The 15,812-nt window shown below is 71.1% G+C and carries 16 protein-coding genes, 1 pseudogene and 1 riboswitch; of the genes and pseudogenes, 6 read left to right on the top strand and 11 right to left on the bottom strand.

The annotated features are described in order from the left end of the window. Together N864_RS11650 and ctlX are read left to right on the top strand one after the other, a co-directional pair. Positions 1-292, top strand: a pseudogene (locus N864_RS11650) (ornithine cyclodeaminase); the annotation flags it as partial. 2 nt (positions 293-294) lie between these two features. Further along, complete coding sequence (gene ctlX, locus N864_RS11655) at positions 295-1,311, top strand: citrulline utilization hydrolase CtlX (RefSeq protein WP_081793738.1); 1,017 nt, start codon at positions 295-297, stop codon at positions 1,309-1,311. Here the strand turns inward: ctlX and N864_RS11660 are convergent. The 5 genes from N864_RS11660 to pdxH all read right to left on the bottom strand — a co-directional run bounded on the left by N864_RS11660 (position 1,269) and on the right by pdxH (position 6,232). Continuing rightward, positions 1,269-1,946 (bottom strand): DsbA family oxidoreductase, encoded by a 678-nt coding sequence (locus N864_RS11660; protein ID WP_034716832.1) that lies wholly within the window; start codon positions 1,944-1,946, stop codon positions 1,269-1,271. The two genes, ctlX and N864_RS11660, sit on opposite strands and share 43 nt — an antisense overlap. Positions 1,947-2,128: 182 nt before the next feature. Further along, positions 2,129-2,983 carry a C40 family peptidase gene (locus N864_RS11665; protein ID WP_034716807.1) on the bottom strand — a complete coding sequence of 285 codons (855 nt, stop codon included), beginning with the start codon at positions 2,981-2,983 and terminating at the stop codon, positions 2,129-2,131. 1 nt (position 2,984) lies between these two features. Then, positions 2,985-3,173: riboswitch (cyclic di-AMP (ydaO/yuaA leader) on the bottom strand. Positions 3,174-3,300: 127 nt separating this feature from the next. Continuing rightward, positions 3,301-4,014 carry an iron-dependent transcriptional repressor DtxR gene (locus N864_RS11670; RefSeq protein ID WP_034716809.1) on the bottom strand — a complete coding sequence of 238 codons (714 nt, stop codon included), beginning with the start codon at positions 4,012-4,014 and terminating at the stop codon, positions 3,301-3,303. A 12-nt stretch (positions 4,015-4,026) separates the two neighbouring features. Next, positions 4,027-5,265: an MFS transporter gene (locus N864_RS11675; RefSeq protein ID WP_034716834.1), complete on the bottom strand. Its 1,239-nt coding sequence runs from the start codon at positions 5,263-5,265 to the stop codon at positions 4,027-4,029. Between the two features lie 271 nt (positions 5,266-5,536). Then, positions 5,537-6,232: a pyridoxamine 5'-phosphate oxidase gene (pdxH, locus tag N864_RS11680; protein WP_034716812.1), complete on the bottom strand. Its 696-nt coding sequence runs from the start codon at positions 6,230-6,232 to the stop codon at positions 5,537-5,539. A gap of 48 nt (positions 6,233-6,280) precedes the next feature. Between pdxH and N864_RS11685 the strand changes: the two genes are divergently transcribed. After that, positions 6,281-6,670, top strand: a complete 390-nt coding sequence (locus tag N864_RS11685; RefSeq protein ID WP_034716815.1) for a hypothetical protein — start codon at positions 6,281-6,283, stop codon at positions 6,668-6,670. Between the two features lie 46 nt (positions 6,671-6,716). Here the strand turns inward: N864_RS11685 and N864_RS11690 are convergent, their stop codons facing one another. Continuing rightward, complete coding sequence (locus tag N864_RS11690) at positions 6,717-7,343, bottom strand: pentapeptide repeat-containing protein (protein WP_034716819.1); 627 nt, start codon at positions 7,341-7,343, stop codon at positions 6,717-6,719. A 77-nt stretch (positions 7,344-7,420) separates the two neighbouring features. Further along, on the bottom strand, positions 7,421-8,314 hold the full coding sequence (locus N864_RS11695; RefSeq protein WP_034716822.1) for a hypothetical protein: 894 nt from the start codon (positions 8,312-8,314) through the stop codon (positions 7,421-7,423). Between the two features lie 286 nt (positions 8,315-8,600). Between N864_RS11695 and serC the strand changes: the two genes are divergently transcribed. Further along, positions 8,601-9,731 carry a phosphoserine transaminase gene (gene serC / locus N864_RS11700; RefSeq protein WP_034716836.1) on the top strand — a complete coding sequence of 377 codons (1,131 nt, stop codon included), beginning with the start codon at positions 8,601-8,603 and terminating at the stop codon, positions 9,729-9,731. A 138-nt stretch (positions 9,732-9,869) separates the two neighbouring features. Here the strand turns inward: serC and N864_RS23660 are convergent, their stop codons facing one another. After that, entirely contained in the window at positions 9,870-10,490 is a 621-nt protein-coding gene (locus tag N864_RS23660) for an ArsR/SmtB family transcription factor (protein ID WP_051518489.1), read from the bottom strand. Between the two features lie 75 nt (positions 10,491-10,565). On the opposite strand from N864_RS23660, the gene N864_RS11710 reads away from it, so the two are divergent. Continuing rightward, positions 10,566-11,846 carry an MFS transporter gene (locus N864_RS11710; RefSeq protein ID WP_034716823.1) on the top strand — a complete coding sequence of 427 codons (1,281 nt, stop codon included), beginning with the start codon at positions 10,566-10,568 and terminating at the stop codon, positions 11,844-11,846. A 138-nt stretch (positions 11,847-11,984) separates the two neighbouring features. Here N864_RS11710 and N864_RS11715 read toward each other — a convergent pair whose 3' ends face one another. From N864_RS11715 to N864_RS11725, 3 genes are all read right to left on the bottom strand, one after another. Next, complete coding sequence (locus N864_RS11715) at positions 11,985-13,280, bottom strand: MFS transporter (RefSeq protein ID WP_034716825.1); 1,296 nt, start codon at positions 13,278-13,280, stop codon at positions 11,985-11,987. After that, positions 13,277-13,741, bottom strand: coding sequence for a MarR family winged helix-turn-helix transcriptional regulator (locus tag N864_RS11720; RefSeq protein ID WP_051518490.1), 465 nt, complete (start codon positions 13,739-13,741; stop codon positions 13,277-13,279). Before N864_RS11720 ends, N864_RS11715 begins: the two co-directional genes overlap by 4 nt. Before the next feature lie 189 nt (positions 13,742-13,930). Beyond that, the gene (locus tag N864_RS11725) at positions 13,931-15,427 is read right to left on the bottom strand and encodes an NCS2 family permease (protein WP_034716828.1); all 1,497 of its coding nucleotides are present in this window, start codon (positions 15,425-15,427) and stop codon (positions 13,931-13,933) included. A gap of 59 nt (positions 15,428-15,486) precedes the next feature. Between N864_RS11725 and N864_RS11730 the strand changes: the two genes are divergently transcribed. After that, complete coding sequence (locus N864_RS11730; RefSeq protein WP_240474301.1) at positions 15,487-15,744, top strand: DUF2530 domain-containing protein; 258 nt, start codon at positions 15,487-15,489, stop codon at positions 15,742-15,744. Positions 15,745-15,812: the final 68 nt, after the last annotated feature.

A 15,812-nucleotide genomic window follows, 5' to 3' on the forward strand; every position in this document is an offset into this window, starting at 1 on the left:
CGAGTTCACCCCGCAGACCCGCATCGAGGGCGAGATCCAGCACCAGGCGGCCGACTTCCCCGTCACCGAGCTCTGGGAGGTCGTCGCCGGGCGGCGGCCCGGCCGCTCCTCGGCCGAGCAGATCACCCTGTTCGACTCCGTCGGTTTCGCCATCGAGGACTTCTCCGCGCTGCGCTACCTCCGGGACACGGTCGACGGGAGCGACTTCTTCGACACCATCGACCTCGTCGCCGCCCCCGAGGACCCCAAGGACCTCTTCGGCCTCGTCATGTCCCCGCTCCCGGTCGGCTGACCATGTCGCCCCAGGCACCGGGGGCGGTACTGCTCATCCGCCCCCGGCACTTCACCCCCAACCCGCAGACCGCCGACGACAACGTCTTTCAGGTGGCCGGCCACCCGGCCGCCGCGGGGACAGCGGCACTCAGCTCAGCGGCATACGAGGAAGTCACGCGCGTCGCGGCGGCACTCGAGGCGGAGGGCATCCGCGTCCACCTATTCGACGACGACGACCCGACGCGACCGGACAGCGTGTTCCCGAACAACTGGCTCTCGACGCACGCCGGCGGGCGGATCGCGATCCACCCGATGTACGCCGAGAACCGGCGCGCCGAACGGCGCTGGGACGTCATCGAGTCGCTGAAGCGCAGCTATCGCGTCCAGGACGTCATCGACTCTTCGGGCCTCGAACCGGACGGCGTCTTCCTGGAGGGCACCGGGGCGATGGTCCTCGACCACGCCTCGCGCATCGCCTACGTCGCCCGGTCCCGCCGGGCGGATCCCATTGCGCTCGAACGGTTCTGCACGGCCTTCGGCTATGAGCCGATGGTCTTCGACGCGGTGGACCCGACCGGGGTGCCGATCTACCACACGAACGTCATGATGTGCGTGGCGACGGAGTTCGCCCTCATCGGCCTCGACCTTATAGCGTCCCCGCAGCGCCGGGTCGAGGTCGCGGAGCGGCTCGGACAGTACGGCCGTGCGGTCATCGACCTGACCTACGAGCAGGTGTGCGCCTTCGCCGGGAACGCCATCGAGCTGCGCTCCCCGACCGGACGGGTGCTGGCGATCTCGAGCCGGGGTCTGGCCAGCCTGCGGCCGGAGCAGCGCGAGGCGATCGAGGCGAGCTGCCGGATCCTGCCGCTCGACGTGCCGACCATCGAGCTCGCCGGCGGGTCGGTGCGGTGCATGATCGTCGGCGTCCACCTCGACGCTCGCCCGTCGACGCTCGACCTGCCCCCCGCGGCTGTCGGCGTCGCCGAGGTCAGGCCTCAGGCCTTCTCGGTCACGACGTCGCGCAGCACCGCGAGGTAGTCCTCGACGCTGCCGAGGTCGGTGAACGTCGCCGTGCGGTTGGCGAGCAGGAACGGGATTCGCGTCGCACCGAAGCGGCGCCCGGCCTCCTCGTCGGCTCGGACGTTGGCGGCGTACTCCTCGCTCGCGAGCACGGCGGCGACCCGCCGCTCGTCGAGACCCGCCTCCGCGGAGATCCGCTGGAGCACGTCGTGGTCATCGAGGGCCAGGCCCTCGGTGAAGTGCGCGGCGAAGCACCGCTCGACCATGGCGGACTGCAGCGCCGGTCCCCCGAGCTCGAGGGCCAGGGCGCACAGCCGGTGGGCGTCGAAGGTGTTGGCGCGGACCGCGTGGCTCCACTCGAAGCGGATCTCGTGGTCGACCGCCGCCTCCTCGACCCGCACGCGCTGCTCGCCGGGGGCGACCGACTCTCCCGGCACGCGGGCGTCGTGGTCGACCGGTCCGCCCACTCCCCGTGCGAGGTCGGGGTGCAGCTCCCAGGACCGCATCACCAGGCTCACGTCGTGGGGTCGCTCGAAGAGCCCGATCGCGGCCTGGACCCGACGTTTGGCGATGTAGCACCAGGGGCAGACGACGTCGAGCCAGAGGTCCAGCGTGATCGTCGTCGTGGATTCGGCGGCAGGCTGGTCAGTCACCATGTCAGTCAACCACGACGGGCAGCCCCCGGCGGGGGCCTAGCGAGCGGAAGCCGCCCGCGGCACCGCCCGCGAAGACCCGGACATGCCGGTGGCCCCCACCGGCCGAGCGGTGGGGGCCACACGAAGAGGCGTCGCGGCACCTGGCTCTCCTCGCGGCCAGCGCGGGAGGTCAGGCGGGGTCAGCGGCCCATGCGGCCGTAACCGGACGGGGTGGTCCAGATCGAGTGGTTGCCGACAGTCGTGCCGGGACGCTGCGCGTCGATCATCCGGCCCGGGCTGACGTAGATGCCCACGTGGTAGGCCGGGTAGCCGAAGAAGACGAGGTCGCCGGGCTGCGGCGAGGAGACGCGGGTGGCCGCCGACTGTTGCGCCGAGGCGGTGCGCGGGATCGAGATCCCGGCTTGCCGGTAGACCCACGAGGTGAAGCCGGAGCAGTCGAAGCCGCTCGGGCTCGTGCCACCGTAGGCGTAGGGGACGCCGAACATCGACTGGGCGATCCCGACGATGCCCGAGGCGGCCGGAGCCGGGTTGCTCGCCGGCTTGGACGTCGGGGCGCTCGCGGCCGTGAGGGCGGTGCGGTCGCTGGACCGCGACGCCGCCTGCTGGGTGCGAGCGGCCGCAGCGCGCTCGGCAGCCTGCTGACGGGCCTCCTCGGCCTTGGCTGCGGCCTCGGCCCGCTCCTGCTTGACGACCAGGTCCTCGATGACGAGGGGCTTGGCCTTGGGGGCGGCGGCCGGCTTGAAGCCGATGGTCATGAGGGCGTTGCTGGCCTCGGTCACCGCGGCGTCCGGCCCGACGGCGGCGGGGGCGCCCGCGACAGCGGCGTTCACGACCGCGTCGGCGGCCACGGCCGGAGGCTTGGCGTCGCTGGCGCTGGCCGGATTGGCCACCGTTGCGATGAGGCCGCCGGAGGCCGCGACGATGGCGGCACCCTTGACGGCCGGCTGCGCCGACTCCTTGGCAATGACCTTGAGCTCTGCGAGGGGGTTGTATCGACCTGGGGCGCGGTGACGTCCGGTTGCGTTCTGAGCCACGAGTACCTCTCCATACGCCTGCGGAGTGAGCTGTCGGGTTCGGGCTGGGAGGTACTTGCCCGGCCCCCGTTCGCGGCCGTGGTCGCGCTCGAGGACTTCACCCCTAGGGCGTCTCACGACGCCCGGGAAACGTGGTTCCCCCGCTCCTGCCATGCACAGTCTTCGAGCCTCGGGCCGGCGGCAGGATTGGGCGAGCCGACCAGGGGCGCTCCCCCGACACCCGAGCGAGCCCGCTCAAGGTATCGGAACACCGGAGCAAATGTCACGTCGAGGTCACGGCGAGTTGTGGACGGTCTCACGCAATGGTCAAGGAACCGTCAAGATCCCGCGGGCTCGCTGAAGACGTGGGCGGCGATCTCATCCGGCAGGGAGACCCCGCCGGCGGGGTCCGCGCCCGTCGGGACGACGGCGATGCGGCCCTCCTCGCGGCGCAGCTCCACGCGGGCGCCGGGGACGACACCGGCGCTCGTCAGCAGGCCGAGGGCCTCGGGGTCGACCTGGACCGGCTCGCCGATCCGCCGGATCGTCACGACGGCGGGCGTCTGCTGCGGCGCGCCGGACAGTGCCTCCGGCAGCGTCACGAGGCCCTGCCGGAAGTCCCCGCCACCCTCGACGCCGAGCTCCTCGAGCCCCGGGATGGGGTTGCCGTAGGGCGACTCGAGCCCTCCCCCGATGAGGCCGAGGATCTTGCGCTCGACCTGCTCGGACATGACGTGCTCCCACCGGCACGCCTCATCGTGGGCGTACTCCCACTCCAGGCCGATGACGTCGACGAGGAGCCGCTCGGCGAGCCGGTGCTTGCGCATGACGCGGACGGCACGCAGCCGACCCTCGGCCGACAGCTCGAGGTGGCGGTCACCGGTCACCCGGACGAGACCGTCGCGCTCCATCCGGGCGACGGTCTGGGACACCGTCGGGCCGGAGTGACCGAGCCGCTCCGCGATGCGCGCACGCAGGGGGACGATGCCCTCCTCCTCGAGCTCGTAGATCGTGCGGAGGTACATCTCGGTGGTGTCGATCAGGTCGGTCACGCTCCTACCCTCTCAGAGTTCGAGGGGCGCTCCGGCTGGCGGGCGTTTGACCCGCCGCGCCCGGGTCGGATCGTGGCGCGGCACCCAGATGCGCAGCCAGACGGCCCCCGCCAGCGCGCCGACCCCGAGCACGACGGCCGACGCCCCGAGGGTCACCGCTGCGGTCAGACCCGACAGGGCGAGGGGGCCGGCGGCCCGGCCCACGTCGGCGCAGAGGCGCCACCCCCCGAGGAACTGCGCGCGACCCTCGCGGGGGGAGGCGTCGGCACCCAGCGTCATGATCAGCCCCGACCCGATGCCGTTGCCGATCCCGAGCACCGTCGCGACGAGCGTGACGGCGAGGAGCGAGGTCGACAGGGGCAGCGCCGCCATGCCGAGCCCGAGGATGACCATGCTCGGCACGGCCACCGCGACCCGGCCGAAGCGGTCCATGACCCATCCGGACGGATAGAAGAGCAGCATGTCGGCGGCCCCTGCGATGCCGAAGACAAGGCTCGTCTGCGACGGGGACAGGCCCACCGACTCGGCCCACAGCGGCACGAGTGCCTCGCGCACCGCTCGGGCGCCCGCCACGCACAGGACCCCCGTGCCGAGGGTCAGCAGGACGAACCGGTGCTCGAGCAGGACCGACAGCACCGTGCGGTGCGCGCTGACGGCGGCGCGGTCCGTCGGCCGGGTGATGTCCTTCGCGACGAGCACGAGGACGAACGCCGCGACGGACGCGCCGACGCCCACGCCGTAGGCCGCGTTCGTGCCCCAGTGCGCGACGACGACCGAGCCGAGGAACGGCCCGATGAAGTAGCCGATGCGGTGCACACCGCCCAGCGTCGAAAGGGCACGGGCACGCATCCGGATCGGCACCGCGTCGGTCAGGTACGCCTGCCGCGCCAGCCCGTACAGTGCGCCGGCGAGCCCGATGACGAGGATGCCGGCGAAGAGCAGGACCAAGCCTCGGGAGAGCAGGCAGAGCAGCATCCCGACGCCCTCGACCACGGCGGCGACGAGCAGCGCCCTCCGCTCCCCGATCCGGGCGGCGAGCGCCCCCGAGGGCAGGTCGCCGAGCAGCTGCCCGACACCCATCGTCGCGACGAGCAGCGCCGCGACCCCGAGCGAGGCGCCGTGCTCACGTGCGGACAGCGCGATGATCGGGGCCACGGCGCCGGCTCCCGTCGAGCCGAGCAGGGTCGGACCGTATGCCGCCACCGCGATCGTGCGCAGCAACTTCCCATCCGTTGGGGCGGGCTCGGTCACCCCGCGAGCGTAGGCCAGCGGGGTGGGCCCGCGGCGCGGGTGTCCGCGATCGCCGCCGAGGACTCCGGACAAATTGCTTGCCCTCGCTCCCCCGCCGACGTAGCGTCGAGACCAAGAGCAAAGAAGGGAGGTGATCCGAGAAGTGATTTCTTCCGGAACGTGTGAGGTGGCTGCCCGATAGTCGGGTCCCCACCGACACCAAGGACAGAGGGAGCGGGACGACCGGCGGTCGTCCCGCTTCTCCTTTTCCCGCCGGCCCGGGGCACCGGGCTCAGGGCTGGCGCCGGCTCACCTGCCACGCGTCGGGGTCCGCCAGGGACCCCTCGCCGACGCGGGTGAAGACGATGCGGTCGTGCAGGCGGTTGGCCCGGCCGGCCCAGAACTCGACCTCGTCGCAGCGGACCCGCCACCCGCCCCAGAAGTCGGGCACCGGCACGTCCTCCGGGTCGCCGGTGTCGGGGAACCGGTCCTGCGCCTCGGCCCAGCGCCGCTCCAGCTCGGCCCGGCCCGACGCCGGCCGCGACTGCTGCGAAGCCCACGCGGAGAGGCGAGCGCCATACGGTCGGTGGTCGAAGTAGGCGTGCACCTCCTCGCGGTCGAGCGGCTCGGCGCGACCCCGGAAGCGGATCGCGCGGTAGAGCCAGGGCCAGGTCAGGGCCGCCGCGACCCGCGGGTTCACGCGGATTTCCTCGCTCTTGGCCGACTCGAGGTTGGTCACGAAGCCCGGGCCCCGCTCGTCGAAGAACCGCATCAGGACGGTCCGGACGTTCGGCTGGCCGGACGCGTCGACGGTCGCGACGCTGATGGCGGTCGGTTCGGCGAGCACGTTGCTGCTCTTCGCCCGCTCGATCGCCTCGTCGATCCAGGCCCGCGCCTGGAGGTAGGGCGACGGGGCGAGCTCCGACTCGTCGAGACCGTGGCCGATGTAGTCCACCCGGGGCACGGCTTGCACATCACCTTCCGTCATGGGCACAGACTAGGGTGACGAGCGACGGGCAGAGCCAGGAGGAGACGGATGGCAGGCAGGCGCAGGCTGGTCAAGGGCGCGGTCGTCCTCGGCGCGAAGTACGGCCCGCAGCTCTGGGTCGCGGGCAAGGCGCTGCGCGAGCCCGCGAAGGAGGCGGCGCAGAAGGTCATCGCGAGCGAGCAGGCCCGGCGAGCCGCCCACGCCCACGCCCGCACGGTGTCCGACGGCAGCATCCTCAAGGTCTATCGCGGGGACCGTGCCTACTGGGTCGTCTTCACCGGTGACACGGCCGTCACCGTCCACCCGATGACCGACGTGCCGCTGCCCGACCTCATCCGCGGCGCCGACCTCACCAAGCGGGTCCGCACCGACGAGCGGCTCTCGCCGAAGGACCGGCTCAAGGACCACGCCGCGACCGCGCTGCGCCGCGCCCGCTGAGCCTGCCGGGCCGAGCGGCGCCCGGGTGGCCCTCGGTGGCCGCGCCTCAGTCGGCGACGTCGATGCCGGCTTCGGCGGCGAGCACTGGCCCCAGATCGAGCAGCTGGAGCCGACTGACCCGAGCGCCGCGCAGCCCTGCCACGCCCCGCGGGGACACCAGCTCCGCACCGCTGAGGTCGAGGCCCTTGTAGCGCCCCCGGCCGAACTGCGGCTCGACCAGGCGGCACCCGGCGAAGCGGACCGTCTCGACGGTCGCCTCCTGCAGGTCGAGCTCGATGACGGTGCAGTCCTCGAACGTGACGTTCTTCAGCGTCGCTCCTCGCAGGTTGAGGAAGTCGATCTTGCCGCCCTTGACGGTGACGCCCCGCCAGTGCGACCCCCACGCGGACACGGCGCCGAGCCGGCTCTGCTCGATGCGGACGTCCTGCAGGGTCGCCTCCGCGAGGGAGACCCCGGCCCCGACGACCCGCTCCCACACGCACTCCGACCAGCGCGAGCTGTGCAGCACCGACTCGGTCAGGTCGCAGCCGACGAGAGTGCACTCGAGGAACGTGCGCCCCTCGGCGTGGGCGCCGGTGAAGTCCGTCGCCTCGAAGCGGTAGCCGTCGAGGTCGAGGTCCTGCCCGTCGAAGACAGCGTCGGGGAAGGGCCGCTGGTCGGGGATCTGCACCATGCCCCAGAGTCTGTCAGGGCGGGGTGACGGTATGCCGCTGAGCCAGCTGAGCGGCATACCGACGCCGTCTCGACGGCTCAGCGCGCGTTGTGGGCCTTCACGACGAGCTGCTGGGCGGGGTAGTTGACCAGGGCCTGCGGCGCGGAGGACTGCGTCCCCCACGAGTAGGCGTAGTCGAGCGGCGGGGACGGGACGTTGGCGCGCCACGTGGCGAGCATGGTCTTCAGCTCGGCCGCGGTCGGCATCCGGTAGTAGCCGCCGGCCTGCCCGAAGGTCTGGTAGACGGGGGCGATCTTGTTCCGCGGGATCCCGGCCCGCACGGCCGTGTTGACCCGCTCGGTGATCTTCCCGAACTTGCACCCGGCCCGGGTGCTGCACGGGTAGGAGTCGACCCCCACGATGTCGACGTGCGTCTTCGCCGGGGCCAGCGCCGCGTACTCGCAGCCGAGGCGCTTGCCGCAGTAGTTCGACCCGTCGAGCACGACGATGAACGACTTCTGCGCCGGCGCGACCGCACGGATGTAGTCGGCCCGGGCCCGGATCTCGGCCACGACCGAGGGATACCGGGTCGGGTGCGGCTCGTCCGCGATGAAGTAGCCGTAGACGCGTGGGTCGCGCGCGAGGGCATTGACCTGGGCCTTGAACTGCGCGCGAGTGAAGCCCTGCTTGCCGGCGGCCTTGCCCAGGTTGCCCACCCACACCATGGCCTTGCTGCCCTTCGGGAGCGCGTTGAGCTTGGACCGCACCCCGGCCGGGTTCGACGTCGAGCCGGCAACGTCGAAGACGTTGAAGCCGGCGGCCTTCGCGGCGGCGTAGGACCCGCGCAGGTTGACGGTGAAGTGAGCGGTCTTGGGGGTGGTGGCGCTCGCCGCCGTGGCGGCGACCACCGTGGGCGCGGTGGCGACGGCCGTCGGCACGAGCAGGGCCGCGACGGCCAGTCCGACTGCGGTCAGGAGGGCTTTCGAGCGCATAACGGACCTCTCACACGAAAACGGGGCCAATCGGGTGAGCGAAACCTATCGGCTGTCGACCCGCCGCGCAGTCGGTTGGGGCAGGAGTGTCGCGTGCCACTCCTGGTGCGCGTCCGGCGCGATTCGTGGGTGCGGGCGACCACGGCACCGGCACCGGCACCGGCACCGGCGGGACTGTGAGCGTCCACACGATGATCGAGGGGTTTCGCCAGCGGGGATCTGCGCTTCAATGGGGAGCACTGACAACGGCGTCGCTCCCCGCATCCCCTGCAGCGAAGGCAACAACGTGACCGATGCACCTGCCGTGACCATCCCCCAGGACCTCCTGCCGAGCGACGGCCGTTTCGGGTCGGGACCGAGCAAGGTCCGCCCCGAGCAGGTCGAGTACCTCTCCTCCATCGCCCGCACGGTGCTCGGCACCTCGCACCGCCAGGCCCCGGTGAAGAACCTCGTCGGCGCCGTCCGCGAGGGACTGGCGTCCCTGTTCAACCTGCCCGACGGCTACGAGGTCATCCTCGGCAACGGCGGGTCGACCGCGTTCTGGGACATCGCCGCCTTCGGCCTCGTCCGTGACCGCGCCCAGCACCTGTCGTTCGGCGAGTTCTCGAGCAAGTTCGGCAAGGTGACGAGCAAGGCGCCGTTCCTCGGCGAGTCCACCATCATCGAGGCCGCACCGGGCACCCTCGCGGAGCCGAAGGCCGAGGCGGGCGTCGACGCCTACGCGTGGCCGCACAACGAGACCTCGACCGGTGTCATGGCCCCGGTCAAGCGGGTCGAGGGCGCCGACGACGGCGCGCTCGTGCTCATCGACGCCACCTCCGGCGCCGGCGGCCTGCCCGTCGACGTCCGCGAGACCGACGTCTACTACTTCGCGCCGCAGAAGTCCTTCGCCTCCGACGGCGGCCTCTGGCTCGCGCTCTTCTCCCCCGCGGCGCTCGCCCGGGTCGACGAGATCGCCGCGACCGACCGCTGGGTGCCGGACTTCTTCGACCTGCCGACCGCGATCGACAACAGCCGCAAGAACCAGACCTACAACACCCCGGCTGTCGCAACCCTCGCCATGCTGGCCAACCAGCTCGAGTGGCTGAACGGCAACGGCCGTCTCGACTGGGCGACCTCGCGCACGAAGGACTCGTCCAGCCGCCTCTACGCGTGGGCCGAGAAGACGTCCTTCACGACGCCGTATGTCGCTGACCCTGCGGCCCGCTCGCAGGTGGTCGGCACGATCGACTTCGACGACACGGTCGACGCCGCCGCCGTCGCCACGGTGCTGCGCGCCAACGGGGTTGTCGACGTCGAGCCCTACCGCAAGCTCGGCCGCAACCAGCTGCGCGTCGCGATGTTCCCGGCCGTCGAGCCCGAGGACGTCACGAAGCTGACGCAGTGCATCGAGCACGTGGTGTCGCAACTCTCCTGACGCCTCGTTCGTTCACACTTCGGCCACGACGTCGGCCCTATCCCTCCCGGGGCCCGGCGTCGTGGCCGACTGCTGTCGGCCGCCGCGCATGCCGCGGGCACCCGAGTCGCAGCGGGCGAGCCCGTCGCCGACGGTTCGCTACCGGGGTGACGACCGCTCGCGCTGCACCGTGCGGACGAACTCCTCGGGGTCCGTCGGCAGCACCGATGCCGCCAGGGAGTACTCGAGCTCGTCCTCACTCCGCGAGGGCTCTGCTCGTCGCGCGCGCAGCTCCTCGAGTATGACCTCGATCCGGTGGACCAGCTCGCGCGCCTCGTCGCGGCTCAGGCGGGCGCGGGTGAAGGCAAAACCGAGCGTCCCCTCGTCGGCCTCCTCGACCTCGCCCTCCTCGTCGGCCCGGAGCAGCCGCTCCATCCGCTCCAGCTGGCGGTCGACCTGGCGCCGCACGAGAACCATGACGGCGGCCTGACCGGACCGGTCGCCAGCGGCGGGGCTGAGGTTGAGCCCTCCCGGCCGCAGCCGCCACGGACGCTCGCGGGCATCCTCCGAGGCCTCGACCCGCTCGACAATGCCGTACTTCTCGAGGAGCCGCAGATGGTGGCTCACCGCCGATGGGGACATCCCGACCCGCTCACTCGCGGCGGTGGCGGTCACCACCGTGTTGTCGTCGAGCAGGGCGATGAGGTCCTGGCGCACGGGATGCGCCAGCGCCTTGAGAGCGGCCGGTTCACGAAGGGTCAGGGGCTGCGGTCGAGCCATGTGAGCAGCATACGGCGGGCGATGCTGACCTGAAGCATTGCCTTCAGGTATGCCTGAAGCATATGCTTCACAGTCATGAAGCGATCCCTTCACGATTCCGAGCCGATCCGTTGGCGTGACGTCTGGTCCCTGCGGGACATGCGCATCGCGCTGCCCGCGCGCGCCCTCTCCCTGCTCGGCGACACCGTCGCGGTCTCGGTCCTCATGCTCGACGCGGCCGAGTCCCGCTCGGCGTCGCACGTGACCGGCATCCTCGCCGCCTTCGCCGCACCACTGCTCCTCCTCGCGGCGCCCGCCGGGCGGCTCGTCGACAGCCGCGACTCCCGGACCCTCCTCGTCTCGGGCGGACTGCTGCAGGTCCTCGCATCCGCCGGATTGGTCTGGAGCCCGTCGTATGCCGCTCAGCTCGGGTTCGTCGTCCTGCTCCAGTGCGGCCAGGTCGTCACCGGACCGACCTGGCTGGCACTCATCCCCCGGATCGTCGGCGAGTCCCGCGTCGCGACCGCCATCGCAATGAGCCAGACGCTGGGAGCGGTGGCCGGCCTCGTCGGCTTTGCCGTGGGCGGCACGCTCTATGACCGGATCGGGCCGCACTGGACGATGAGCATCGACACGGCATCCTTCGCCCTGCTCGTCGTGGCGGCACTGCTCGTCAGCACGCGACGGGCCGTCGCGCAGGAGCGGGGGCCGGCCGGTGCCACGGGGCCGTGCGGCGGCACACGGGCCGTGCTCGCCGACCGGGTGATCGCGCTCTTCCTGCTGTCACTGCTCCTCTTCGTCACGACCGCCGAGGCGAGCAACGTGGCCGAGCCGATCCTCATCGTGCAGGACCTCGGCGCCGACGGGACGGCCTACGGTCTCGTCGGGTCGTACTTCGCCGCCGGCTCGATCCTCGGGCCCACCCTGGCCGGCCGGATCCGCACCCAGGCCGGTCGCCTGAGCGGTGCCGTCGTGACGATGCTCGCCGTCGGCGCCGTGCTCGCGTATGTCGGGACCGTCAGGTCCGTCGCGGCGCTCGTGCCCGCCTACTTCGCCTTCGGGATCGCCGTCGGGGTGCTCAACGTGCTCATCTCGACCGTCCTGATGCTGCGAGCGCCGGAAGCCATCCGGGGCCGGGTCATGTCGCTCGTCAGCGGCGCGGCCCGGGGCGCTTCGATGCTGGGGCTGCTGCTCGGCGGCGCTCTTGTGGCCGGGCTCGGGGGCCGTCAGGCGTACGTCGTGCTGGGGATCGCCTCGGCAGCTGTGGCGCCGCTCGCCCTGCTCGCCCGGCGACAGCTGCGCGGGGAGCCCACAGCTCGGCCCGCGCACGCCTCGCCCGTGCCGGCCGACCCGGCCGCAGAGGTTGCTGCGTCCTAGCGCCCCGTCGGGAAGTGGCCTCTCGACGGGGGCGGGCTCGGTCGACCGGTCAGTGCCGGTTGACCAGGGCCGCGATGAAGGCGATCGCGATGAAGAGGATCAGCGCGGCGACCGTGATCCGGTGCCGGAACTTGAAGTTCACTTGACCGCCTCGGGCTCGGTCGGGATCCCGGACGGCGGTCGGTTCACGGCGATCCGGAGGCGGGGACGGCCCTGGGTCTGGAAGCTCACGGCCACATTCTGCGTCCGAGCGGTCCAGATCGCGACGACGACCAGGGACAGGCCGACCATGATCGTGCCGATCGCGATCGTCCAGCGCGCCCCGAAGGCGTCACCGATCCAGCCGATGAGCGGCGACCCGAGCGGCGTGCCGCCCATGAAGATCGCCATGTAGAGCGCCATGACGCGCCCGCGCATCGCCGGGTCGACGGCGAGCTGCACCGTGGCGTTCGCGGTCGTGAGAGCGGTCAGCGACGCGAGCCCGGTCGGCACGAGGAACACCGCGAAGAGCCAGTAGCTGGGCGCCAGCGACAGCAGCAGCGTCGACGCCGTGAAGCCGACGAGCGCGAGCAGCAGGATCCGCAGCCGGGGGTGGTTGCGCCGGGCCGCGATGAGGGCACCGGACAGCGAGCCGATCGCCATGATCGACCCGAGCAGGCCGTACTCCCCCGGCCCCTTGTGGAACACCTGCGTCGCCATCAGCGCCATCGTCACCTGGAAGTTCATCCCGAAGGTGCCGAGGATGAAGACGAGGAACATGACGAGCTGGATGTCGGGCCGGCCCCGGACGTAGCGCAGGCCCTCGCGGATCTGCCCCTTGCCGCGCGACTTCGGCGCCGGGGTCAGCTCGGCGACGTTCATCCGGGCCAGGGCGGCGAGGACGAACAGGAAGCTCGCGGCGTTGACGAACATCGCCGGGGCGATGCCGACGACGGCGATCACGATGCCTGCGACGCCAGGCCCGACGAGGCGGCCGATGTTGAAGGAAGCGCTGTTGAGGGCGACGGCGTTGGCCAGGTGGTCGCGGTCGACCATCTCCGAGACGAAGGTCTGCCTCGCCGGGTTGTCGAAGGCGGTCGCCACACCCTGGATGAGCGCGATGGCGTAGACGTGCCAGAGCTGGACGACACCGAGGGCCGTGATGACGGCGAGCAACAGCGCGGTGACGAGCAGCGCCGACTGCGTCATGAAGAGCAGGCGACGGTTCGGGACGCGGTCGGCGACCATGCCGGCCCACGGCACGAGGAGCAGGAACGGCAGGAACTGCAGCCCCGTCACGATGCCGAGCGCCGACGCCGAGCCGGAGGTGAGCACCGTCAGGACGAGCCAGTCCTGGGCGACCCGGCCCATCCACGTGCCGATGTTCGACACGATGCCGCCCATGGCGTAGATCCGGTAGTTGCGGATCCCGAGGGAGTGGAAGGTCGGACTCACTCGCTCGCCACCTTGAGCAGGACGTCACGCACGGACGCGAGGAGCGCATGCTCCTCCTCGGTGAGCCCCTCGAACCGCTGCAGCATCCACTCGTCGCGGTGGCGGCGGATCCGCTTGAGGGTCTTGAGCCCCTCGGGCGTCAGCGACAGGATGACCTGCCGGCCGTCCTCCGGGTCGTCGGCGCGGGCGACGTAGCCGGCCTCGACAAGGACGTTCGTCGTGCGCTTCATGCTCGGCGCAGTGACCCGCTCGATCTCGGCGAGCTCGCTGTTGGTCTTCGGCGCCGACTCGAGCCGGGACAGGACCGAGAACTGGTGCGGCGGCAGGAGCAGGTCCGACTCGTACCGCACTCGCCGCGAGATCCGCATGCAGGCCAGCCGTAGGTCGTTCGCGAGCCGGGCGAGCTCCGTGCGGGTCAGCGCCTTGGGGCCGCTCACTGTCTCAACCGTCTGCTTGCTCATCACCGCTCCACCTCGTACCCGGACAACTCGTTAGCATAACTCATTAGTCTTGCTAACTATTCCGGGCCTCCGGCCCCACGCGACGGTATGCCGCTGAGCCGGCTCAGCGGAGCGGCATACCTCCGCGGTGGTGGCGGAAACAGCGGAAGGCCACGTCCGCGTGGGACGTGGCCTTCCGGGAGTGTGCGCTCAGCGCAGCAGGAGCGACTCGATCGGCGCCTTGGCGAAGAAGATGACGAAGGCGGCGGCGATGACCCACAGCAGCGGGTGGATCGCGCGGGCGTGGCCCTTGGCGACCTTGATGACGACCCACGCGACGAAGCCGGCGCCCATGCCGACGGTGATGTTGTAGGTGAACGGCATCAGCATGATCGTGAGGAACGCCGGGATGGCGATCTCCATGTCACGCCAGTCGATTCCGGTCACCTGCTGCATCATCAGGAAGCCGACGATGACGAGCGCCGGCGCGGCCGCCTCGGAGGGCACGATGGCGAAGACCGGCGCGAGGAACGTCGCGAGCAGGAAGAGCACGCCCGTGACGATCGAGGCGAGGCCGGTGCGAGCACCCTCACCGACACCGGACGCCGACTCGACGTACGACGTGTTGCTGCTGACGCCGGCCGCGCCACCGGCCGCCGCGGCGATCGAGTCGACGACGAGGATCTGCTGGGTCTTCGGCGGGTTGCCCTCCTCGTCGAGGAGACCGGCCTCGGCCCCGATCGCGACGATGGTGCCCATCGTGTCGAAGAAGTCGGCGAGCAGCAGGGTGAAGACGAACATGCCGGCCGTGACGATGCCGAGCTTCTCGAAGGACCCGAGCAGACTGAACTGGCCGAGGATCCCGAAGTCGGGGGTGTTCGTCGGGCTGGACGGCCAGTGCGGGACGCTGAGCGCCCAGGCCTCCGGGTTGGTCAGCTTGCCGTCCTGGTAGACCCGGGGGCCGATCTTGAAGATCGCCTCGAGGAGCATCGCCAGCACCGTGCCGGCGACGATGCCGATGAGGATGCCGCCCCGGACCTTGCGGATGACGAGGACGGCCATGAGCAGCAGGCCGACGACGAAGACGACCGTCGGCCACCCGTCGAGGCTGCCGCCGATGCCGAGCTCGCTCGGGACCGAGCCGTTCATGGCCGGCCGGGCGAACCCGGCGTCGATGATGCCGATGTAGGCGATGAACAGGCCGATGCCGACCGAGATCGAGACCTTGAGCGGCTTCGGGATGGCGCGGAACACCGCGGTGCGGAAGCCGGTCAGGACGAGGACCAGGATGATGAGGCCCTCGATGAGGACCAGGCCCATGAGGTCGGCAAAGGTGATCTTCTCGTTGGCCGCGTGCGCCACGACCATGCTCGCGATGAGGCCGTTGATGCCGAGACCCGCAGCGAGCGCGATGGGGAAGTTCGCGACCAGCCCCATCAGGATCGACATGATGCCCGCGACGAGAGCGGTGCCGACCGCGACGAGCAGCTTGCTCTCGTTCAGGTCGCTCGTGCCACCGATGAAGTTGCCGGAGCCGTCCTGGATGCCCGACAGGATGATCGGGTTCAGCACGACGATGTAGACCATCGTGAAGAAGGTGACGAATCCGCCCCGGACCTCTCGGGCCACGGTCGAGCCGCGCTCGCTGATCTTGAAGAAGGAGTCCAGTCCCGAACGCTCCGGGCGGGTGGCCGTTTCAGTCGACATGGCGGACACCCTAGTGGTGTGGTACTGAGCCGATGACGCGACACTCTAGGGTTGGACACGTGACGACCGACGAGCCCGCGACGAGCGGCGCGACCTCCCACGCCGTGGACCTGACACCCGTCCACGTGCCGATGGTCCGCATCGTCCAGGTGGGCATGCTGGGCTGGCTCGTCGCCCTCGTCGTCGTGCTGCTCGTGCCGGCGCTGCACAGCGGGGACAGGTCGTGGTGGCCGTGGTGCTGCGTCGCCGGTTTCGGCCTCGGTGGGATCGGTCTGGCCTACCTCAGGCGCGGCCGCGGCAACGCCGCCGACGCCTGACGGCCCGTCCGCGCCTACTCCGTCGCGGGTCCACCATCCGTCGAGAGGCCACTACCCGTCGAGAGGCC

This window comes from Intrasporangium chromatireducens Q5-1, assembly GCF_000576575.1.
Taxonomy (GTDB): Bacteria; Actinomycetota; Actinomycetes; order Actinomycetales; family Dermatophilaceae; genus Intrasporangium_A; species Intrasporangium_A chromatireducens.